Source organism: Asanoa sp. WMMD1127 (assembly GCF_029626225.1).
In the GTDB taxonomy this organism is placed as follows: domain Bacteria; phylum Actinomycetota; class Actinomycetes; order Mycobacteriales; family Micromonosporaceae; genus Asanoa.
On record NZ_JARUBP010000001.1, the window covers coordinates 1,527,065 to 1,547,185 of the forward strand.

The window sequence follows — 20,121 nt, forward strand, 5'->3', positions numbered from 1 at the left end:
GCCTGGTTTCGACATCGCCCTCATGCGAAAAACTCCGTCAGGGCGGGCCGCAGCGCGTCGGGCTGGTAGAGCACGCCGTGGTCCTGGCCGGCCACCACGCGGCGCACGGCACCGGGGATCGCCGCCGCCACCGCCCGGCTCGCCTCGCTCAGCCAGGCCTCGGTGTTACCGCCGGCGAGCACCAGCGTGGGCGCCAGGATGCGGCGCAGGCGGTCGACCGGCATCGCCTGGCCCGACCCGCACACCGCGATGTCGTAGGGCAGCGAGTCGGCCAGCCCCACGAACCACGGCCACATGGGACTGCCGGTCATCTGTTCGACCTGCGCCGGCGGCACATTGGCGGACTGGGTGAGGAAGAGGGCGGCCGCGCCGTCGCGGTCACCGGCCGCGAGCAGCGCCTCGACCCGAGCCAGCAGGTCACCGGCCGGCTGCGGGCGGGCGTCGGCGACCACGTAGGGCGGCTCGTAGATCGCCAGGCGGGCGATCGGCACGCCCCTGGCGGCGGCCTCCAGCGCCAGGATCGCCCCGGACGAGTGCCCGAACACACACCCGGGCTCGCCGGCGTACGCGATGACGGCTGCGAGGTCGTCGACCTCCGCGGCGACCCGGTCGCCATCGTCGGGCCGCAGGTCGGTGCTCTTGCCGCGGCCGCGGCGGTCGTACACCACCGGTTGCAATGACGGCGCCAGCGTCGCCGCCAGTCCCGCGACGGTGGTGGCGTCGTTGAACGCGCCCCCGACCAGGATCACCGGCCGACCGGCGCCGAGCGACTCGACGGCGATCGTACTCCCGTCGGCGGACCGGACCGTGGCTGTGCTCATGATGTCTCCTCGGAAAGGACGGGGCGATCTGCGGCGCCAGTGCACCGCCCCCGATGCCGGACACGGCGATGTTGCGCGAGCACGAAACGCCTCACAGGCAAGCCCTTCGAGCGCTAACTAGGTAATCGTATTACTAGTTTATCTAGCTAATACGAGACGAGCCGAGATGTCAACGAAGGGCGCCTTCGTTGACACTGCGCTCGAACCTAGGCGCGCCGAGGGCGGCCGGGCGTCATCCAGCCGTGGGGCGCTCCTACCACCGGCGTGGTACTCCGGACGCGGCAGGACGTGCCGGGCACCCCATGGAAGAGCTGCCCAGATGCGCCACCAGGGTGGCCCGAAGCCGGGCCACCCTGGTGCTGCGTCGATCCGGGGTCAGCGCGGGCTGCGGCGACCCTTGGCGTCGGTCAGGCGGCGGCGCAGGTCGTCGCGTACGTCCATGATCGCGGCGTGCAGGTCGTCCTCGGTCGACGTCGTGACGATCTTGTCGAGGTCGCCGGTCCAGCACTCCAGGGTCACCTTCTGGCCGGCGGCCTGGCGGTCCTTCACCGAGATCTCGAGCTCGGTCGCATCGGCGTCGAACGACGCGAGGCGGGCGTCCAGCGGGCCGAACTGCTCGGCGATCCAGGCCCGGTCGCCCTGGGTGAAACCGGCGCCCACGCGCAGGCACTGCTCGACCGTGGCCGGGTTGGCGACGCCACTCATCTGAACTCCTCGGTTCGGCAACAGACGATCAACCGTCGTGTACCCCGGACCGCGCCGGGGCAAAACCCGTTGCCGAAGACCTGACAGAATGCGGCGTGCGCACCCGCCTCCGCTTGATGAGAGTGACGACCGAGCCCGTCCAGGTCCGCGAGACCGCCACCGTCGACCTGCCGCGCAGCGCGGATGCGGTCTTCTCGTTCATGTGGGACCCGGCCTCGTCACTCGAGCTCTTCGACGCGGTCGAGGTGGCCGCGACCCTCCCCGGTCGCACGGGCGTGGGCGAGTTCCAGGCCTTCGTGGAGCGGACCCCGGCCGGCCGGTTCGGCGTCCTGCACGAGGTTGTCGAGTTCGACCCCGGCCGCCGCGCCGTCATTCGCAGCGTGGTCGGCGTGTGTCCCACCTGGGGAGCGCTCACCGTCGAGCCGATCGGGACCGAGTCGTGCCGGCTCACCCAGGAGTTCTGGGCGGACATCCCGGCCGGGGTGCCGGTCGGCACCGACACGCACCTGCGCGACGGGTTCCAGCAGCGGCTACGTGCGCTGGCCGTCGGGTTGAGCGAGTGGGCCGCCCGCCGCAGCGACTGGGGCTGGCCGGCCTGACTGGCGGGCCGCACGGGGATCCACATTGGCCAGCGTAACGTCGCCGCCGTAGTGCGCGAGGACCCGGTGGTCCATCACCCTCCTCCACAGTGGAGGCGTCAGCGCCACGAGAATCATCGTCGCGTAGCCGGCCGGCAGTTGCGGCGAGGTCTCGAACGTGCGCAACGTCTGGTAGCGACGGATCGGGTTGGCGTGGTGGTCGCTGTGGCGTTGCAGCTGGAAGAGGAAGACGTTGGTGGTGATGCGGTCGCTGTTCCAGCTGTGGCGCGGATCGACAGGTTCGTAGCGGCCGGCGGGACCGCGCTGCCGGCGCAGGCCGTAGTGCTCCAGGTAGTTCACCACCTCGAGGAGGCTGAAGCCGACCACAGCCTGGCACAGCAGGAACGGCAGGACCGCCGGTCCGTACGCCGCGGTGAGGATGCCGACCAGCGCGACCGTCATCGCCCACGCGTTGAGGACCTCGTTGCGGTGGCTCAGCACCCGGCGGCGGCGCAGCCGCAGTCGCGCCGACTCGAGCCGCCATGCCGAGCGCAGGCTGCCCAGCACCGTCCGGGGCCAGAACCGCCAGAACGTCTCCCCCAGGCGCGCGCTCGCCGGGTCCTCGGGCGTGGCCACGCGTACGTGATGACCGCGGTTGTGTTCGACGAAGAAGTGCCCGTATCCGGCCGGCGCTAGCGCGATCTTGGACAGCCACCGTTCGACCGACTCCCGCTTGTGGCCGAGCTCGTGGGCGGTGTTGATGGCGATGCCGTTGACGATGCCGGCGGTGAGCACCAGGCCGACCATGCCCAGCGGCCCCGGCCGGCCGCTGACCCAGACGGCGCAGCACACCGCCAGCGCCGCGTACTGCGCCGGCAGGTAGAGGAAGGTCAGCCAGCGGTAGTAGCGGTCGTTCTGGAGGGCGGCGTACGCCTCGTCGGGTGGGTTGCGTCGGTCGAGGCCGGCGAGCACGTCGACCAGCGGGATGAACCCGAACACCGCGACGGGGGTCAGCCACCACCCCGCGTCACCGACGATCCGCGACAGGCCATAGCCCCCGAACGGCAGCATTGGTACGACCAGCGCCAGTGGCCAGAGGTGCCGGCGCGGATCAGCCCAGTTCATCAGCCCGCCTCCTTTACACGACGACCGTCGATGTAAAGAGTGTGGACTCGCTGGCCGGCGCTGTCCAGGGCCCGTACGATGTGGACCATGCCCGACCCGGTCCGCCACCGCACCGCCGTGCGGGCCCGCCTCCGGGCCACCCTGGTGGCGGCGGCGCGCGAGCTCGCGGTCGCCCGAGGCTGGCGGGAGGTGCGGATGGCCGACGTCGCCGCGGCGGCCGGGGTGAGCCGCCAGACCGTCTACAACGAGTTCGGTGACAAGAGCGGCCTGGCCGACGCGCTGGCCGCCGCGGAGATCGACCGGTTCCTCGACGCGGTGCGCGCGGCGCTGCGCGGCCACGGCACCGATATCCGGGCCGCCGCGCGGGCCGCCATCGGCGTGACCCTCGACGACGCCGCCGACAACCTGCTGATCAAGAGCATCGTGCGCGGCGGCGAGGACCAGCCCGACCCCCTGCTGCCCTATCTGACGACGCGGCCGCAGCTGATCCTCGAGGCGACGGTCGCCGTGCTGCACGAGTGGGCGTCGACGCTGCCCGGCTATCGCGCGGACCAGCTCGAGATCGTCTTCGACTCGATCGTGCGCCTGGTGATCAGCCACCTGACGTACCCGACGGCCTCGCCCCAGCAGAGCGCCAACGACCTCGCCGACCTCCTGGCCAGGATGGTCAGCGCGGCGGGGCGGTGAGACCCGGGGCGGCGGGCGCGGTCCCGGCCGCGCCCGCCGCCGTCGGTCACGGCAGGTCGATCGGGCGCAGCACGCGATCGATGCCGTGGGCGATCTGCCGGTTGCCCTTGTTGATGTCGAACCGGTTGACGCGCGGGTCCCGGTCGCTGCGGTCGGCGTCGACCAGCTTGACCCGCTTCCACCAGTAGCCGTACACGTCGACCTTGATGGGGGCGCCCGCCGCCGTCGTCAACGTCGCGCCGTCCGCCTTCAGCGCCGCCCTGCGGTCGATCGTGGCGCCCGGCACCACGTGGTAGAGCAGCACCGACTCCACGGTGTCGATGCCGAGTCCGGCCACCGCGGTGAACGACGCCCGCTCGCTGGGCAACCGCTTGGTGTGCTGCAGGTCGGCGACCAGCGTCTGGAAGGCACGGTCGTTCGGGATGAACGCGGTCAGCGCGGTCCCGCCGTCGGCGAGCACGCCGACCGCGCTGGCCGGCTTGGCCGCGAGCACGGCCTGCACCGCGGCGGTCAGGATGTCGTAGTCGCTGCCGTTGCGGTCGAACCCGCTCTGGTCCGCGGTCAGCACCGCGGCGAGCGACCTGGTGCCCAACGGCTTCGTCCTGCCGTGTGCGTCGGCCGGTGCGGCGGCGAGAGCGGAGATGACGATCGCGGCGGACGCCACGGCCGCGGCTCGCCTGCCGAGTCGGATGAACCTCATCGTCGGGGTGTCCCTTCCGAGTACGGGGGTGGTCACCCCTTCCTTCGGGCGGGCCGCCCGCGCCGGATGCACCTAATAGGTCAGTGTTCCGCGCAGCAGGCTGCGGCCGGAGTGCGCGGCGTCGCCGTCGTGCGGCTCGTCGCTGACGTCGACCAGGCGGTAGCGGTTGAGGTCGACGCCGGGCGGGACGGTGAGCAACGCGTCCGGCCTGTCGGACAGGTTGCCGACCGCGACCATGCGGGTGGGTTCGTCGGGGTCGATCAGCCAGACCTCGTGGAAGCCGGTGGTCAGCGGCAGGTGCCGCACCTCGATGCGCATCTCGCCGGCGGACAGGACCTGCACGGTGCCGCCCGCGGTGGCCGGCACGGTCGGCAGCGGGGACAGGGTCGCCCGCGCCGTCACCCGCTCGGCCGGGGCGCGGGACACGAAGCGGTCAACGGCGACCGTGCCGGCGACCGCGAGGACGGCGGCCGCGGCCGCGGCGAGTGCCGGCATCAGCCAGCGCGGCCGCGAACGCCGCGACGGCTCGGCGACGTGGGTGATCGCCGGTGACGCGGGGGTCAGATCGGCCTCGATGCGCTGCCAGATGCGCTCGGGCGGCGGCGGCAGGTCGCGCAGGTCCTGGCTTTCCACGCCCAGTTCGGCGACCGTACGCAAGGACTCGAGCTCGTGCCGGCAGACCGCGCACGTCGTCAGGTGGTCGAGCTCGGACGGCGCCTCGGTCTGCTCAGCGAGCGCGAGTAGAACCAGCCGATCGGGATCCAGATGCTGCACCGTCCACCTCCCAACGGCGTCGCAGGTTGGCCAGGCCACGGCGGATGTGGCTCTTCACCGTACCGAGGGGAAGTCCGGTCACCGCCGCTATCTGCGGGTGGGTGAGGTCGTCGAAGAAGGCCAGCTCCAGCGTGCGCCGCTGCTCGGCGGGCAGCCGGCCCAGCTCGTCGGCCACGAGCAGCCGGTCGACGATGCGCTCCGGGAGCTCGGGCTGCTCCGGCGGGGCGAGCTGCGCGCGTACCGTTTCGGCGACCCGGTCGTCGCGCACCGCCGCCCGGATCCGGTCGATCGCTTTGCGCCGGGCGATCCCCAGCAACCAGCCCAGCAATGTGCCGCGCTGCGGGTCGAACGAGTCCCGCCCCGACCACGCCGCCACGAACGTCAGCTGGGTGACGTCCTCGGCGTCGGCCCGGTTCCGCAGGAGGCGCTGGGCGAGGTAGAGCACCGCGGCGCCATGCCGTTCGTACGCCGTGCGCAGCGCCTTCTCGTCGCCCGCACGCAGCCGCTCGGCGAGCTCGTCGTCGGTGAACATCGACCTCCTCCCGGGCCTGTCGCGGGGGCGTGAGGGGCCGGCGGCGCCTCGGCTCTGGGCCAGGACGCCGCCGGCTGAACAGTGGACCTACCTCGGTTGTGCCCACCGCCGGCCGTGGGGAGCCACGGTGTTCCCTACGACACTGACCGACCCACCGTCGAGAAGCAACGTGTTGCGTCGATTCTGGGACGGTGCCGAAGCGCGAATGGCGCATGATCTCCCAGCCTCGGCGAGGTTTGAAGTGGGAAGCCGCGTGAAGTGAGCGGATTGCGTCGATATCTTATACGGTTACGACGATGACGATGCGGCCGATGTTCCTCAGGCGGGTTACCGGCAACGTGCCCCGCCGGGTCGACGCGGTCCGCAGCGACCAGAAGCACACCCTCGACCCGGGCGCGACGGCGGTGGTCATCGGAGGCGGCATCGCCGGTGTCACCGCGGCGCTGACATTGGCCGAACGCGGCATGGCGGTGACCCTGCTCGAGCGCGGCAACCGACTGGGCGGCCGGCTGACGACGTGGCCGGTGCGGCTGAGCGACGGCACGTCGCAGGTGGTGGAACACGGCTTTCACGGTTTCTTCCGCCAGTACTACAACCTGCGGAACGTACTGCGTCGCATCGATCCGGAGTTGGGTTTCCTGCGGCCCCTCGGTCGCTATCCGGTCAACTCCCGGCAATGGCCCGAGGAGGACTTCGCCGGCCTGTTCGGCATGCCGCCGGCGAACCTGCTGGCGCTGCTGGTGCGGTCGCCCAGCCTGCGGTTGCGCGAGTTGCGGCGGATGGACAGCAAAGCCGCCCTGCCCATGCTGACGTACGCGAGGACGGAGACCTACCGCGACTTCGACGCGATCTCCGCGGCGGCGTACCTGGACGGCCTCGGCCTGCCACCCCGCGCTCGCGCCATGCTGTTCGACGTCTTCGCCCACTCCTTCTTCAACCTCGAGGCGGAGATGTCGGCCGCCGAAATGATCATGCAGTTCCATTTCTTCTTCCTCCGCAACCCCGAGGGCCTGGAAATGGACGCTCCGGACAGCGACTACGAAACCGCGATCTGGTCTCCGCTGTCGGAGCGGCTGGCCGCGTTGGGCGTCGACGTGCTGCTGGGCTCTCCGGTCGACCGGCTCGAGCCGGGCTGGAAGGTCAGCGTCGTCGGCGGCGCACGGATCTCGGCCGAGCACGTCGTGCTGGCCGTCGATCCCGCCGCCGCGCGGGACATCGTCGCCGCCTCGCCAGACGTCACGCGGACCAGCCCGCCGTTCGCCGAGCGCATCGCGGCGCTGCGCACCGCCCCGCCGTACGCCGTCGACCGCATCTGGTTGGACGGCGACGTCGCCGCGCACCGGGCGCCGTTCACGAGCATCTCGGGCGAGGCCACGCTCGACTCCGTCACGCTCTATCACCGGGCCGAGCGGGAAGCGGGGCAGTGGGCGGCCCGCACCGGTGGAAGCGTGCTCGAGCTGCACGCATATGCCGCGCCACGCCACGTCGACGCCGACACCCTGGCCCGGCGCATGCGCGCGGAGCTCAACGCCATCTGGCCGGAGACGCGGGACCTCGTGGTGCTCGACAGTGAGCACCGGGTCGGGCATGACGCTCCGGCGTTCGGGCTCGGAAGCGACGCCACGCGGCCGGCCGTCAGGACGGATCTGGACGGCCTCTACCTGGCCGGCGACTGGGTGCGGATGCCCTTCCCGTGCGCCCTCATGGAGCGGGCGGCCGCGTCGGGCCTGGTCGCCGCCAACGCGATTCTGGAGCAGCACGGCGTACGCCCCGCGCCCGTCCTGTCAGTTCCCCCGCTCGGATTTCTTGCCAAGCGACGCGGGTGATCAGGTAGTTTGTATGCGACGCCCCTCGTTCGGGGCCCTTGACCTTCGTCGGTCAGCGGCGCGCAGGCTTCTCGACCCGCGCTCAACCGACACCCCCTTGACGTTCGGAGATCCTTCATGGCGGTCCGCCGCCCGCACCACCAGACAACCTTCGCCGAGCTCGGCCTGTCGCCGGCACTCATCGCGCCGCTGGCCGACGCTGGCGTCGTCGCGCCGTTCCCCATCCAGGTCGCGACGATGCCGGACGCCCTGGCCGGCCGGGACGTGCTCGGCCGGGGCCGCACCGGTTCCGGCAAGACCTACGCGTTCGTCCTGCCGCTGCTCCACCGGCTGGCCCAAGCGCCGGTCGGGCGCCGCCCCGGACGACCGCGTGCGCTGATCCTGGCGCCGACCCGGGAGCTCGTCACCCAGATCGAAGCGAGCATCGCCCCGCTGGCCCGCGCGCTGTCGTTGCGCGTGATGACCGTTTTCGGCGGCGTCGGCGCCGGCCCGCAGATCGCCGCCCTGCGCAGGGGCGTCGACATCGTCGTCGCCTGCCCCGGGCGCCTCGACGACCACGTCCGCGGCGGACACGCCCACCTGGACGCGGTCGAGATCACCGTGCTGGACGAGGCCGACCACATGGCCGACCTCGGCTTCCTCCCGGTGGTCAAGCGGCTGCTCGACCGGACCCCCCGAGCCGGCCAGCGCCTGCTGTTCTCCGCGACCCTCGACGCGGCCGTGGACGCCCTGGTCCGTCGCTACCTGACCAACCCGGTGACGCACAGCGTCGACTCGCCGCTGTCGCCGGTCCGGAAGATGACCCACCACGTGCTGCACGTACGGACGGAAGATCGGTTGGCCGTGCTCACCGACCTCACCGCCGCGCCGGGCCGCACGCTGGTCTTCACCCGCACCAAGCGCGGCGCCAAGACCCTGACCCGCCGCCTGGTCGCGGGCGGCGTACCGGCCGTCGAACTGCACGGCGACCTGGGTCAGAACGCCCGGACCCGCAACCTGGCCGCGTTCGCGGACGGCAACGCGCGGACGCTGGTCGCCACCGACATCGCGGCCCGCGGCATCCACGTCGACGACGTGACGCTCGTCATCCACGCCGACCCGCCGGTGGAGCACAAGGCCTACCTGCACCGCTCGGGCCGCACCGCGCGAGCGGGTGCGGCGGGCACGGTGGTCACGCTGATGAACGACAGCCAGGTCAACGACGTGCGCAACCTCACCCGCGAGGCAGGCATCAAGCCGCGGACGACGCGGCTGGGGCCTGGGGATCCGTTGCTGAGCGAGTTGGCGCCGGGTGAGCGGACCTTCGTGGCGCCGTCGCAGTCGCCGGCGCCGGCTTCGGCGTCGGCGGCGGTGGAGCGGCCGGTGCCGCGCCAACGACGGGCATCGGGCCGACGCCCGACCGCCCGCCAGTCCGCGGCTCCTTCGGCGAGCACCTCGAGCGCGGCCAGCTTCTCCAGCCGCACCCGCGTCGGCCGCCGCTGACACCTGGCACCGGCCAACAGCGTCGTCCGGCGCGACCGGCGGTCCCTTCCGGATTCGCGGACATCATTCACCTGGACGGTGGCGACGCGGAAGCCTTCGTGAACTCCGTGATCCTCGAAGCGGAAGCCGAGCTCGAGCGAAAGGCGTGCCGCAAGCACGGCCCTCGGCCTGAACGGCAACGCAGCCACGGCGACGTCGAGCGCCGGCCGGGTCACGGCGAGCACAGGCCGGCTTGGGCTGGAGCGCCGCCGGCCAGGAGGTGGCGGCGGAGTCGGTCGTGTTCCGCGGGCGTTCCGATGGCGGCGCGGTGTTCAGGGTGGGCCGCGTAGTGGCGGATCGCGTCGGCGAGGAACCACGGATGGATGTCCAGGAGCTTGAGCGGGACGACGGCCAGGCCTCGGCTCCGCGTCGGCGACGAGGGCATGGTGGTGAGGTGCAGGACACGGTCGCGCGGGCCTGGCTGACGTGGGTGACCCGGTCGCAGCCCGTCCCAAGGCACGGCGAGAAACCCGATATGACAACGTAGCCGCACTTCTTGGGGTGTGAACACGACGGACGGCAGTCCTAGCCAGAGGATGGCCAGGTGAAAGCCCAGCAGCGCTAGCGCCATCAGCCCGATGAAGATCGTGAAGAAGATGTCGATGACCGTGACCTGCCACTCCGGATCGGTGCCGGATTCCCAAGTGACTCGGCCAATCGACCCGATGGCGGCCGTGTACGCCACCGCCACCACGGCAGGCCACCAGGCGGCCCCTGGCTTCAGCCGAGTCTTGAAGGTGCGATCGCTCTCGTTCACCACGAAAGCGACGGAGCTCGACCGACGTCGTTGCAGGACCGCGAGGCCAATCATCGCGGCCAGGAAAGGCAACCAAGGCAGCAGTCCGACAACCAGCCTGCTCAACGACCCTCGTTCGCCGGAGTAGGTGGCCTGGAACAAGCCCGCCGAGACGGCGACGACAGCCAGGCCAACGGCTGACACCCTACGCACTGCTACGCCTGAGAGCACACGACAATCATCGGGCCAGAGCCCGCCGCTTCCCGTCGTCGGATGATCGGATAAACAGCGGCGTTCGGCGGAGGCAACGGCTACCGTGCCGCCATGCAGGAGCGGTTCGTGGCATCCGGGTCACTGCGGATCTGGACCGAGCGGGTCGGCGATCCCGGGCTTCCGGCCGTCCTGATGGTGATGGGGTCGGCGGCCCAGGGTGTCAGTTGCCCTGATGCGCTGGTTGCCCGCCTGGTCGACCGTGGCGTCCAGGTGATCCGGTTCGATCATCGCGACACCGGCCGCTCCAGCGTCGTCGACTTCGACGCCCACCCGTACACGATCTCGGACCTGGCCCGCGACTGCCTGGCCGTGCTGGACGGTTACGGGCTGGATTCCGCTCACGTGGCGGGGACTTCCTTGGGCGGCATGATCGCGCAGTGGCTCGCGGTGCACGCTCCGGACCGGGTCCGCTCCTTGACGGTGATCTCCAGCTCGCCGATGAGTCATGATCCGAGCGCGGCGTGGGCGCGGGCGCGCGCCGGAGAGCCGGCCGACCCGGCTGACCTGCCGCCGCCGTCGCCAGCCTTCCTGGCGCATGTGTCCGCCGGCCACCCACCAGACGTGGAAGCCGACGTGGAGTTGTTCCGGATCTTCAACGGGCCGGTACGGCCGTTCGACGAACCCGCCGCCCGGACGATGCTGGAGCTGGCGTCGGCACGGGCGACCGACCCGGCGGCCGCGGCCAACCATCACCGGGCGGTGTGGATGGACGAACCCGACCTGCTCGCCCCGCTGTCGTCGATCACCGCGCCAACGTCCATCGTGCACGGAGACCAGGACCCGGTCTATCCGCTGGCCCACGGCGAGGCGCTAGCCGCCGCAATCCCAGGCGCCGTGCTGCACGTCGTACCCGGGATGGGCCATGTCATGACCTCACCCGGCCTCCCCGAGGAAGTGGCCGACCTGATCCGGCTCTGAAGGAACGCGATCTCAATCAGCGGGAGAAACCAGCCCGGGAATTCTTCGCGGTCCGTGCATCCGGACGGTCGTTCTCGATCGAAGGCCTTCACGACAGCTCGGCTATCGAGGAGGACCTCAGCATGACCATCATCCTGCCGCGGCGGGTCGCCGCCGGCGCCGCTGCGACCGTGTTGGCGTTCGGTGCCCTTGCCCTGGGCACCGCGACGCCCGCGTTCGCGGCGGACTCGTCGGTTTCCGTCGTGCACGGCATTCCGGGGCAGCCCGTCGACGTCTACGTCAACGGCGAGAAGACGTTGGAGAACTTCGAGCCCGGCAAGGTCGCGGGCCCGCTGAAGCTGCCGGAGGGCAGTTACGACCTCGCTCTGACGAAGCCGGGCGAGCCGGTGGGACAGGCGATCCTGACCGCCGACGACGCGCAGGTGCCCGGTGGGGCCAACATCAGCATCGTCGCGCACCTCAACGCCGAGGGGGAGCCGGCGATCACTCCGTTCGTCAACGACACGTCCAAGACCGCGGCCGGTCAGGCGCGGCTGATCGTCCGGCACACCGCCGCGGCGCCGGCCGTCGACGTGCGGGCCGGTGGCGAGCCGGTCTTCCGGAACCTGACCAACCCCAAGGAAGCCAAGGCCGACATCGCCGCCGGCACCGTCAACGCCGACGTCGTGCTCGCCGGCGAGTCGGACCCGGTGCTCGGTCCCGCCGATCTCGACCTCGCCGAAGGCACGGCGGCCATCGTCTACGCCATCGGATCGGCCGAACAGAACTCCCTGTCGCTGGTCTCGCAGACCATCGAAGGGCTGCACTCCGCGCCGGACGGCGTGCCCAGCGGCAGCGGCGGGCTCGCCGACACCAGCCTGCCTGGCTGGTGGTACCTGACCCTCGTCGCGGGCGTGCTGCTGCTCGGCGCCGGCGGGTTCCGTTACCTCACCGCCCGCCGGTGACCAACCGCTTCTCGTGGGCGCCGGCGGCGGTGGCCGTCGGCGTCGCACTGCTCGTGGTGGCCGCCGTCGTCGCGTGCGGCGCCCAGCCCGAACCCGACGAAGGCGCCGATCGGGCGAGGTCACTGGCCACCAGCGCGCCGGCGACCCGGGCGACGTCCGCGGTGCCTGTCACCGACGGCGGACTGACCCGCCGTGCGGCGCCTGTCGCGCCGGCCACCATCACCATCGACGCCATCGACGTGTCCGCCACCGTCGAGCCGACCGGGGTCGACCCTCGCACCGGCGACTTCGACGTCCCGCCCAGCGTGGACCAGGTCGGCTGGTACCGCTTCGGCCCCGGGCTGGACGCCACCGCCGGTTCGATCGTCATCGCCGGCCATGTCGACAGCGCCGATCAGGGCAAAGGCGCGTTCTTCCGCCTCGGCCGACTCACCGAGGGCGACACCGTCGTGGTCACCGGCAACGATCGAAAGCCCCGCGAATACACGGTGGTCGCGCGGGAGGAATACCGGAAGACCCGCATCCCACTCGACCGGTACTTCGCCCGGGACGGCGCACCCCGCCTGTCCCTCATCACGTGCGGCGGGCCCTTCGACGAGCGGACGAGACACTACCGCGACAACATCGTCGTCACCGCGGTGCCGGCCTAGGCCGTGTTTCGTAGGGCTCGGAGCCATTGGTTGATGGCCGCGATGGTCAGGGTGGCTTCGTAGCGCACGGCGAGTTTGTCGTACCTGGTCGCCATGGCGCGGTGGTGTTTGAGCTGGTTGATGCCGCACTCGACGGCGTGACGCGCCCGGTAGAGGTGGGGGTCGAAGGCGGGCGGACGCCCGCCTCGGGAGCCCTTGGCCTTACGGTGTTCGTCTTGGTCGGTCTTGCTCGGGATGCAGGCTCGGATGCCGCGGCGGCGCAGGTGGGCGCGGTTGGCTGCGGAGGTGTACGCCTTGTCTGCCAGGACCGTGTCCGGGCGGGTCCGGGGCCGGCCGCCATCGGCGCGCGTGACACGCACTTTGGCCAGCACGGGGATGAACTGAGGGCTGTCGCCGCGTTGGCCGGCGGTGACTATCGCGGCCATTAGTTTGCGGCCCTGCTCGCAGGCCAGATGGGTCTTGGTGGTCCAGCCGCCCCGGGACCGGCCGAGCGCGTGATCTGCCGGCTCGCTCTGCGTTCCGCCGGGCGGCTCCTTCTGCCCGTCACCGTCGCGGCGGGCGCCCGCGGCGTGCTGATGGGCGCGGCTGATGGTCGAGTCCACGCTCACCGTCCAGCCGATCAACCCGGCCGCGTCCGCCCGGGCCTGCAACACCGCCAGAATCTGCGCCCAGACCCCGTCGCGCTGCCAACGGCGGAACCATCGATACAGCGTCTGCCACGGCGGATACACCGCCGGAACGTCTCGCCACGGCGAGCCGGTCCGGACCCGCCACCGGATCCCGTCGATGATCATCCTCATGGTCCATCTGCGGGGCTGATCACGACCGGGTTCCCGCCGGCAGCAGCGGTTCGAGCACCGCCCACTGCACGTCGGTCAGGTCATGTCGCCTCACTGCCGCTACGCTCGGCACGAGGTCTCCGGTGTGAAGTTCTAGCTTGGTCGCTGAACCAACTACCGGAGACCTCTTCAGTTATCGATCACCGACACGCCGCAGCATCGACGCCCTACGAAACACGACCTAGAGCGCGAGACCACCACTTCGCTCCGCGGATCGTGAGGCAGGGACGAGGCGGTGCCGACGATGACGTGTGCCCGCTGCCACGGCTGGTCGTCCGCCAGGAACGGCACCTCCTCGGCCTCCCACTCGTCCCAGAGGCGCAGCGCCTCGTCCGGGTCGCGGTGCAGCTCGGCCATGTCGCGGCTCATGCCTCGCTGTTTGGCCTCGGCGAAGTCGGACTGCACCCAGACAGCGGCATCGACGAGGGGCGCGAGGATTCGGCGGCCGACTCCGACCCCTTCAATGAGCACTGTGGACATCTTGGCGGATACCTCGATGTGACCCGGACGCCGCTCCTTGTCCCATCCGGGCGGTCGATAGTGGACGCTGCGGCCGGCGCGGAGCGGCTCCAGGATCCCGGCGATCATCAGGTCGGCCCAGCCGAAGCGGGAGTGGGCCCAGGCGACGTCGTCGGAGTGCACGACGGCGGCCGGGGGCAGCTCTCGGGCGAGGCGCTCGGCCAGCGCGGTCTTGCCGCTTCCGCCCCTGCCATCCACGGCGATGAGCCGCGGGCGGCCGACGGGCGTGCCGGCCAGGTTCACCAACGACTGGGCGAACGCACTCAGCGGTTCGACCCGCCACGGACCGGCTGCCGGCTCACCCGGCCCGAGCTCCATCCAGCCCCAGTACCCCGCGCGGCATCGTCGACGCCCGCCGCCGTGTTACATTACAGTCGTAACGTAAAACTCCGGCGAAGGAGATGACGACGATGGCTGGATCCGTCGAGGCGAACGTGGCACTCATGCGCACCGCCTTCGAAACGCTCGAGCGTGGCGATGTGGACGCCTGCGCCAAAATGCTGACCGAAGACTTTCTCGCCAACCTTCCTGGGCTGCCCGAGCCGCTGCAGGGTCGGGAGATCTGGGAAGCGGGCACCCGGTCCATGCTCGAGGGCTTCCCCGATCTGCGGGTGGGCATCGAGGACATCTTCGGCGCCGGCGACAAGGTCGCGGTGCGCCTGCGGTTCAGTGGCACGCACACGGGACCGTTCCAGGGCGTACCCGCGACGCACCGCCGCGTCAGCTTCACCAGCATCGAGATGTACCGGATCGCGGGTGACAAGATCGCGGAGGAGTGGGTCTCGCCCGACATGATGGGCCTCATGCGGCAGCTGTCCGAACCGGCCTGAACCTCAGCGACCAGCGGCCGGCTGGACGTGCTCGAACCGCACACGATTCAGCCAGCCCGGTAGGTCGCTCAGGACGTACAGCTCGCCGTGCACGTCGGTGCCGATCGCGGTCGGCTGGGTGGGGAAGTTGCCGATGACGGCGGACTCGTAACCACCGGCCGGCTTGGGACGCACGGCGAACACCCGGGTCGAGCAGTAGTCGCTGGCCACGTAGGTGCCCCAGGCCTCGGGGGTCCGGAACCCTCGGTACACGACGCCGCCGGTCACGGAGCAGTTGTCGTTGTAGTGGTCGTACTCGAAGACGGGGTCGGTGTAGCGGCCGCCCGGCCGGCATTGCTGCGGGTCGAACACCGGGGTGCCCTCGCGGCAGGACCAGCCGAGGTTCGCCCCACGCTGCGACGGGCGGATGTGGTTGATCTCCTCGACCAGACCTTGGCCGACGTCACCGATCCACAGCGAGCCGTCGACCGGGTCGACGGAGAACCGCCACGGGTTGCGCAGGCCGTAAAGCCAGATCTCCGGCCGCGCGCCCGGCATGCGGACGAACGGATTGTCGAACGGCACGCAGTACGGCTTCGCCCCGCAGGCCCGGTTGACGTCGATCCGCACGATCTTGCCCAGCAGGGTGCCCAGGTCCTGGCCGGCCTTGAACGGGTCGTTCGCGTGGCCACCGTCCCCAAGGGACCAGTAGAGGTAGCCGTCGCGACCGAACGCCACCTGCCCGCCGTTGTGGTTGCCGTACTCGGCATGCTCCTGGGTCAGCAGCACCTGCAACCGCTCCGGAGCGCCGAGCCGCACCCGCGCGAGGGTCAGCGTGCCGGCCGGCAGGCTCGTGTAGGCAACGTAGAGGATGCCGGTCCGCGCGAAGTTCGGCGCGGGCGTGATGCCGAGCAGACCACGCTCGTTGTCGGAGGTGTCGATCCGCGCGGTCAAGTCGAGCACCGGCTCGACCGCCAGGCCGGTGTCGGGGTGGTAGGCGCGGACCCTGCCGTCCTTCTCCGCGATCAGCATCCGGCCATCCGGCAGCCCGGTGATCGCGATCGGCCGCTGCAGACCGAAGGCCACCTGCTCGGATACGACGGTGAGCTCGGTGAGTGGCACCGGCACGCGGGCCTGTGACGCGCCGGCCGCGGCGCTGCCGACGACGGGCACCGAGGCCAACAGGGACGCGGACAAAGCCAGAACGAGCAGGCGGGCCAGCATGCTGGCCGGACGACGCGACATGGTTCGGCTCCTCCAACAGAGTGGACGACGCGGATGGGAGCGTTCCCACCATACATCGATCCCCAGCGATCTCAAGCCCGCCGGAAATGTTTCGGCTGACGGTCCATAAGGGAATCGCACGGTATGGCTTTGACGGGGCGACGGCGGCCACTGCCGCCTCTGTGGCTGTTCGTCGGCGGCGGTGCGGCGGTCGTGGTTGCCTTCGCCGTCGCGACCTTCGGCGTGTGGCGCAACGACACCGCGTTGGAGGAGCGGGGAGTCGAGACGTCAGGACGGGTCGTGGCGGTGAGCGACGGCAAGATCAAGCGGGTACGCGTGGAGTTCAGCACCCCGGACGGACGCCGCGTCGAGGCGCTGGTCGGTCAGGGCGACGAGGCACGCGATCCGCGGCCGCGGGTGAACGACACCGTGCCGATCGTCTACGACCCGGACAACCCGACCGACGACGTACGCGACTCCCGTGTCGAGCCCAACCACCACATGGCGTACACGTTGCTCGGGGTGACGATCTTCGGTGCTGTCGGGGTGCCTCTGGCAGCTTGGCACCTTGCTCGGGAGCATCGGCGCCGGCGGGCGGCGAGCAGCTAGCCAGGCCGCGGTTCAGCTCTCGGCAGTGTCGTCGGCCGGCAGGGTGTGCCAGATGTCGAAGGCCACGGGCGCCGCTCCCTGCGCGTCGCCGGCCGCCATGAGCTCGATCAGTCGGGCGTGCAGTTCGACGGACGCGTGGCCGTCCGTGGTGAAGCGCAGCCGCTCCGCGCGGCGCACCAGGGGGTCGAACTGGTCGAGCACCGCCGCGAGGGCGTGATTGCCCAGCGCGGCGACCGGGATCCGGTGTATCTCCTCGTCGGCGTCGAGCGCCGCGCCGATGTCGCCCGCGGTCACCGCCTCGGCGAAGCGGCGGTTCGCTGCCCGCATGCGGTCGATGTCGTCGTCGCTGAGCCGGCCGGTGATCTGGCGTACGGCCAGTTCGTGCATGGCGGCGATGACGTCGCGGGCATCCCGCACCGCCTGCGGGTCGATGGTGCTGACCCGGGTCGAACGGCCCGGCAGGGCTACGACCAGTCCGCTGCCCCCGAGGCGCAGCAGGGCCTCGCGCACCGGAGTGCGGCTAACCCCGAGCCAGTCCGCGAGCTCGCCGTCCTTGAGCTGCTCCCCTGGCAGGAAGGTGCCGTCGACGATCGCGTCGCGAAGACGCCGGTAGACGTCGTCGCGAAGCAGTGAGCGGTCCACGGCGGCGGCACCCGAGGGAATCGGCATGCAACATATTGCACACATTGTTCGTCCTTGCACAAACCGGCCCGCGCCCTTGTCGGCGCCTCTGATATGCAATATATTGCGTATCAGAGAGCCGGCCGACGCCGGCAGACGGAAGGACGGTCCTCATGAGCACCACTGGTCACGAGATCAAGAACGTCGTGCTGGTGCACGGCGCGTTCGCCGACGGCTCTGGCTGGCGCGGCGTCTACGACAGGCTGACGGCCCGCGGCTACCGGGTCACGATCGTGCAGAACCCGCTCACCTCGCTGGAGGACGACGTCGCGGCGACCACGCGCGTGCTCGACCAGCAGGACGGCCCGACGATCCTCGTCGGCCACTCCTGGGGTGGCACGGTCATCACCGAAGCGGGCGTGCACCCGAAGGTCGCCGGCCTGGTCTACGTGTCGGCCCTGGCGCCCGACGCCGGTGAGACGACCGCCCAGCAGTACGAGGGATTCGCCTCGACGCCCGACTTCGTCATCGACGTCGAGGACGGGTACGGCTACCTCAACCACGACACGTTCAAGGCCGGCTTCGCCGCCGACGCCAGTGACGCCGATGCCGCCTTCCTCCGCGACGCGCAGGTGCCCATCAACATGGCCGTGTTCGCCACGGCGGTGAAGAACGCCGCCTGGCGCGACAAGCCGAGCTGGGCCGTCATCGCGACCGAGGACAAGGCGTTCGACCAGGCGATGCTGCAGCACATGGCCACGCGCATCGGCGCGCACATCACCAACGTCCCGGCCAGCCACGCCCTCTATGTGACTCAGCCCGGCGCCGTCTCCGACGTGATCGTGACCGCCGCCACCAGCGTCCGCTGAGCCACCGCCGGGCCGGCTCGCCCGCGTCACGTGAGCCGGCCCGAAACCTCCCCGGAGTGTGACCCCCATGTCCCCGTTCCAGGTGGCGCTGTGGATCGAGCTCCTCGCCGCGGGACTCGGCGGCCTGCAGGGTGCCCTGTTCGCGGCCGGAGAACGACATCGCCGCATCGACGTGCTCGGCGTCATCGTGATCGGGCTCGCCGTCTCGCTCGGGGGGAGCCTCCTGCGGGACATCGTGCTCAACCAGCCGCCCGTCGTGATCTGGCAGAACTGGTACCTGCTGGTGGCCGGCGCCAGCGCCATCCTCGGCATGCTGCTGCAGCGGGCGTTCGCCCGCACGGACCGGCTGATCACCGCGCTCGACGCGGTCGTCATGGGACTCTTCGGCGCGATCGGGGCCTCGAAAGCGCTGTCCCTCGGCGTCGGCGAAGCCGGGGCCCTGGTCGTCGGCGTCATCGCCGCCATCGGCGGCGGAATGCTGCGCGACGTCATTCTTAACCTGCCGATCTCCTTCCTCCACGTCGGCACGCTCTACGCCGTCGCCGCCGGAACCGGCGCCGGGACACTCATCCTGCTCGCCGAACTAGGCACACCAACCTCGATCGCGGGCCTGGCCGGGGTGGCCGTGACCACGTCCCTGCGGCTGGCGGCCGTCCACCTCGGCTGGACCTTCCCGGAACAGCGCGCGATACGTCGACCGTCAGCCCCGAACGGCACCGTCGACAAGGGCCGCCGCGCCGGGAACGGCAGACCGTGACGCCGGCCCCACCAGGCCGGCGTCACCCTGGTCCGTTCCCTCAGTCGATCATCGGTGACCCGGTCAGGCTCCAGGTCAGGTCGTTCTTGCCGTCGCCGACGATGTCGTACGAGACGTTGCCGTCAGCGGTCCAGCCACCGGTCACGGTGGTGTTCCGCTTCGTCGTGGGACAGGACAGCATGAAGCCCCACTGGCTCCCGCTGTTGGCGGCGTCCGAGGCGATGCAGGTGTTGGTCGCCAGGTCGCTGTCGTATCGCTCGAGCCGCACGTTGATGTGGAAGTGGTAGAACAGGTCGGCGCTGCCGCGCTTCGCCCCGGTCTCCAGCTCCGCGTACGCCCAGACGGTGTCCGAGTCGATCCGGTGCACGCACAGCCTCACCGTGATGTTCCGCTGCGCGGTGGCGTAGCCGTTGCTGAAGGCCTTGGTGTTGCCGCGGCACTGGGCCGGGGCCGCCTGGGCGGCCGGCGCGAAGACCAACAGGGTCGCCGCGGTCGCCAGCGTGCTGAGCACGACAAGCAGCTTCTTGCGCAAGGTGGGCATCGCAGTCCTCTCTCAGGAGATCGCCGGAGAGCCGGTCAGGCTCCAGTTGAGGTCGTTGAGGCCGTCGCCGACGATGTCGTAGGAGACGTTGCCGTCCGCGGTCCAGCCGCCGCGCACGCTCGAGTAGCGGTCCGGGGTGCGGCACTCGAACCGGTGGCCGCCACCGTCGTCGAAGTTCGCCCACGCCGCCGCGTCGCAGCTTGCGTAGGACATGTCGTCGTCGTTGTGCTCCATCCGGACGTTGACGACCATGTGATAGACGATGTCCGCGGAACCGGACTTCGCCCCCATGGAGACGTCGCCCCAGGCCCGCATCGTGACGCCGTCCTCGGCGCGTTGGATGCAGAGCCGCACGGTGACGCTGCGGGACGCCGCCGTCGAGCCGCCGCGGGCGAACACCTTGGAGTTGCTCCGGCACTGTGGGCCGGCGGCCTGCGCGGGCGACGCGACCACCGCGGTGCTGGCCACCATGGCCAGGGCCAGCGTCGCGACGCTGAGCCAACGTAGCTTCACGGTTCCTCCTCCTGTCGTGACCTCGTGCGC

At 70.8% G+C, this 20,121-nt stretch carries 23 protein-coding genes and 1 pseudogene; 11 read left to right on the forward strand and 13 right to left on the reverse strand.

The genetic code is table 11. From position 1 onward, the window contains the following. Nucleotides 1-20 precede the first annotated feature (20 nt). Together O7635_RS07460 and O7635_RS07465 are read right to left on the reverse strand one after the other, a co-directional pair. Nucleotides 21-821 carry an alpha/beta hydrolase gene (locus O7635_RS07460; protein ID WP_278079671.1) on the reverse strand — a complete coding sequence of 267 codons (801 nt, stop codon included), beginning with the start codon at nucleotides 819-821 and terminating at the stop codon, nucleotides 21-23. 375 nt (nucleotides 822-1,196) lie between these two features. Further along, a complete protein-coding gene (locus tag O7635_RS07465; protein WP_278079672.1) occupies nucleotides 1,197-1,526 on the reverse strand; it encodes an HPF/RaiA family ribosome-associated protein in 330 nt (109 codons plus the stop codon). A gap of 116 nt (nucleotides 1,527-1,642) precedes the next feature. Between O7635_RS07465 and O7635_RS07470 the strand changes: the two genes are divergently transcribed. Continuing rightward, on the forward strand, nucleotides 1,643-2,125 hold the full coding sequence (locus O7635_RS07470; protein WP_278079673.1) for an SRPBCC family protein: 483 nt from the start codon (nucleotides 1,643-1,645) through the stop codon (nucleotides 2,123-2,125). Here O7635_RS07470 and O7635_RS07475 read toward each other — a convergent pair. Next, entirely contained in the window at nucleotides 2,057-3,229 is a 1,173-nt protein-coding gene (locus tag O7635_RS07475; RefSeq protein WP_278079674.1) for an alkane 1-monooxygenase, read from the reverse strand. The two genes, O7635_RS07470 and O7635_RS07475, sit on opposite strands and share 69 nt — an antisense overlap. A gap of 87 nt (nucleotides 3,230-3,316) precedes the next feature. Here O7635_RS07475 and O7635_RS07480 point away from each other — a divergent pair, with 87 nt between their 5' ends. Beyond that, nucleotides 3,317-3,916: a TetR family transcriptional regulator gene (locus tag O7635_RS07480; protein WP_278079675.1), complete on the forward strand. Its 600-nt coding sequence runs from the start codon at nucleotides 3,317-3,319 to the stop codon at nucleotides 3,914-3,916. A 46-nt stretch (nucleotides 3,917-3,962) separates the two neighbouring features. Here O7635_RS07480 and O7635_RS07485 read toward each other — a convergent pair whose 3' ends face one another. From O7635_RS07485 to O7635_RS07495, 3 genes are all read right to left on the reverse strand, one after another. Further along, nucleotides 3,963-4,616: a fasciclin domain-containing protein gene (locus tag O7635_RS07485; RefSeq protein ID WP_278079676.1), complete on the reverse strand. Its 654-nt coding sequence runs from the start codon at nucleotides 4,614-4,616 to the stop codon at nucleotides 3,963-3,965. A gap of 72 nt (nucleotides 4,617-4,688) precedes the next feature. Continuing rightward, nucleotides 4,689-5,390 carry an anti-sigma factor gene (locus O7635_RS07490; RefSeq protein WP_278079677.1) on the reverse strand — a complete coding sequence of 234 codons (702 nt, stop codon included), beginning with the start codon at nucleotides 5,388-5,390 and terminating at the stop codon, nucleotides 4,689-4,691. Then, on the reverse strand, nucleotides 5,344-5,922 hold the full coding sequence (locus O7635_RS07495) for a sigma-70 family RNA polymerase sigma factor (protein WP_278079678.1): 579 nt from the start codon (nucleotides 5,920-5,922) through the stop codon (nucleotides 5,344-5,346). Before O7635_RS07495 ends, O7635_RS07490 begins: the two co-directional genes overlap by 47 nt. A gap of 296 nt (nucleotides 5,923-6,218) precedes the next feature. On the opposite strand from O7635_RS07495, the gene O7635_RS07500 reads away from it, so the two are divergent. Together O7635_RS07500 and O7635_RS07505 are read left to right on the forward strand one after the other, a co-directional pair. Next, on the forward strand, nucleotides 6,219-7,748 hold the full coding sequence (locus O7635_RS07500; protein WP_278079679.1) for an FAD-dependent oxidoreductase: 1,530 nt from the start codon (nucleotides 6,219-6,221) through the stop codon (nucleotides 7,746-7,748). Nucleotides 7,749-7,865: 117 nt separating this feature from the next. Then, a complete protein-coding gene (locus tag O7635_RS07505; protein ID WP_278079680.1) occupies nucleotides 7,866-9,230 on the forward strand; it encodes a DEAD/DEAH box helicase in 1,365 nt (454 codons plus the stop codon). A 211-nt stretch (nucleotides 9,231-9,441) separates the two neighbouring features. Here the strand turns inward: O7635_RS07505 and O7635_RS07510 are convergent, their stop codons facing one another. Beyond that, entirely contained in the window at nucleotides 9,442-10,131 is a 690-nt protein-coding gene (locus tag O7635_RS07510; RefSeq protein WP_278079681.1) for a hypothetical protein, read from the reverse strand. A gap of 198 nt (nucleotides 10,132-10,329) precedes the next feature. On the opposite strand from O7635_RS07510, the gene O7635_RS07515 reads away from it, so the two are divergent. The 3 genes from O7635_RS07515 to O7635_RS07525 all read left to right on the forward strand — a co-directional run bounded on the left by O7635_RS07515 (nucleotide 10,330) and on the right by O7635_RS07525 (nucleotide 12,790). Then, complete coding sequence (locus O7635_RS07515; RefSeq protein WP_278079682.1) at nucleotides 10,330-11,196, forward strand: alpha/beta fold hydrolase; 867 nt, start codon at nucleotides 10,330-10,332, stop codon at nucleotides 11,194-11,196. Between the two features lie 122 nt (nucleotides 11,197-11,318). Further along, nucleotides 11,319-12,140 carry a DUF4397 domain-containing protein gene (locus O7635_RS07520; protein ID WP_278079683.1) on the forward strand — a complete coding sequence of 274 codons (822 nt, stop codon included), beginning with the start codon at nucleotides 11,319-11,321 and terminating at the stop codon, nucleotides 12,138-12,140. Next, nucleotides 12,137-12,790: a class F sortase gene (locus tag O7635_RS07525; RefSeq protein ID WP_278079684.1), complete on the forward strand. Its 654-nt coding sequence runs from the start codon at nucleotides 12,137-12,139 to the stop codon at nucleotides 12,788-12,790. Before O7635_RS07520 ends, O7635_RS07525 begins: the two co-directional genes overlap by 4 nt. Here O7635_RS07525 and O7635_RS07530 read toward each other — a convergent pair. Then, a pseudogene (locus O7635_RS07530) lies at nucleotides 12,787-13,684 on the reverse strand (IS5 family transposase). The gene O7635_RS07525 and the pseudogene O7635_RS07530 sit on opposite strands and share 4 nt — an antisense overlap. A gap of 74 nt (nucleotides 13,685-13,758) precedes the next feature. Further along, nucleotides 13,759-14,466 carry a hypothetical protein gene (locus O7635_RS07535; protein ID WP_278079685.1) on the reverse strand — a complete coding sequence of 236 codons (708 nt, stop codon included), beginning with the start codon at nucleotides 14,464-14,466 and terminating at the stop codon, nucleotides 13,759-13,761. Nucleotides 14,467-14,558: 92 nt separating this feature from the next. On the opposite strand from O7635_RS07535, the gene O7635_RS07540 reads away from it, so the two are divergent. Continuing rightward, on the forward strand, nucleotides 14,559-14,978 hold the full coding sequence (locus O7635_RS07540; protein ID WP_278079686.1) for an ester cyclase: 420 nt from the start codon (nucleotides 14,559-14,561) through the stop codon (nucleotides 14,976-14,978). A 3-nt stretch (nucleotides 14,979-14,981) separates the two neighbouring features. Here O7635_RS07540 and O7635_RS07545 read toward each other — a convergent pair whose 3' ends face one another. Next, complete coding sequence (locus O7635_RS07545; RefSeq protein ID WP_278079687.1) at nucleotides 14,982-16,202, reverse strand: PQQ-dependent sugar dehydrogenase; 1,221 nt, start codon at nucleotides 16,200-16,202, stop codon at nucleotides 14,982-14,984. A 129-nt stretch (nucleotides 16,203-16,331) separates the two neighbouring features. On the opposite strand from O7635_RS07545, the gene O7635_RS07550 reads away from it, so the two are divergent. Continuing rightward, the gene (locus tag O7635_RS07550) at nucleotides 16,332-16,790 is read left to right on the forward strand and encodes a DUF3592 domain-containing protein (RefSeq protein ID WP_278079688.1); all 459 of its coding nucleotides are present in this window, start codon (nucleotides 16,332-16,334) and stop codon (nucleotides 16,788-16,790) included. Between the two features lie 12 nt (nucleotides 16,791-16,802). Here the strand turns inward: O7635_RS07550 and O7635_RS07555 are convergent, their stop codons facing one another. After that, a complete protein-coding gene (locus tag O7635_RS07555) occupies nucleotides 16,803-17,459 on the reverse strand; it encodes a GntR family transcriptional regulator (protein ID WP_278079689.1) in 657 nt (218 codons plus the stop codon). 125 nt (nucleotides 17,460-17,584) lie between these two features. Between O7635_RS07555 and O7635_RS07560 the strand changes: the two genes are divergently transcribed. Next, on the forward strand, nucleotides 17,585-18,280 hold the full coding sequence (locus tag O7635_RS07560) for an alpha/beta hydrolase (protein WP_278079690.1): 696 nt from the start codon (nucleotides 17,585-17,587) through the stop codon (nucleotides 18,278-18,280). Between the two features lie 67 nt (nucleotides 18,281-18,347). Continuing rightward, nucleotides 18,348-19,037: a TRIC cation channel family protein gene (locus O7635_RS07565; RefSeq protein WP_278079691.1), complete on the forward strand. Its 690-nt coding sequence runs from the start codon at nucleotides 18,348-18,350 to the stop codon at nucleotides 19,035-19,037. A 40-nt stretch (nucleotides 19,038-19,077) separates the two neighbouring features. On the opposite strand, the gene O7635_RS07570 is transcribed toward O7635_RS07565, so the two are convergent. Both O7635_RS07570 and O7635_RS07575 read right to left on the reverse strand, forming a co-directional pair. After that, nucleotides 19,078-19,578 (reverse strand): hypothetical protein, encoded by a 501-nt coding sequence (locus tag O7635_RS07570; protein WP_278079692.1) that lies wholly within the window; start codon nucleotides 19,576-19,578, stop codon nucleotides 19,078-19,080. A gap of 12 nt (nucleotides 19,579-19,590) precedes the next feature. Beyond that, on the reverse strand, nucleotides 19,591-20,091 hold the full coding sequence (locus O7635_RS07575) for a hypothetical protein (RefSeq protein ID WP_278079693.1): 501 nt from the start codon (nucleotides 20,089-20,091) through the stop codon (nucleotides 19,591-19,593). Nucleotides 20,092-20,121 lie beyond the last annotated feature (30 nt).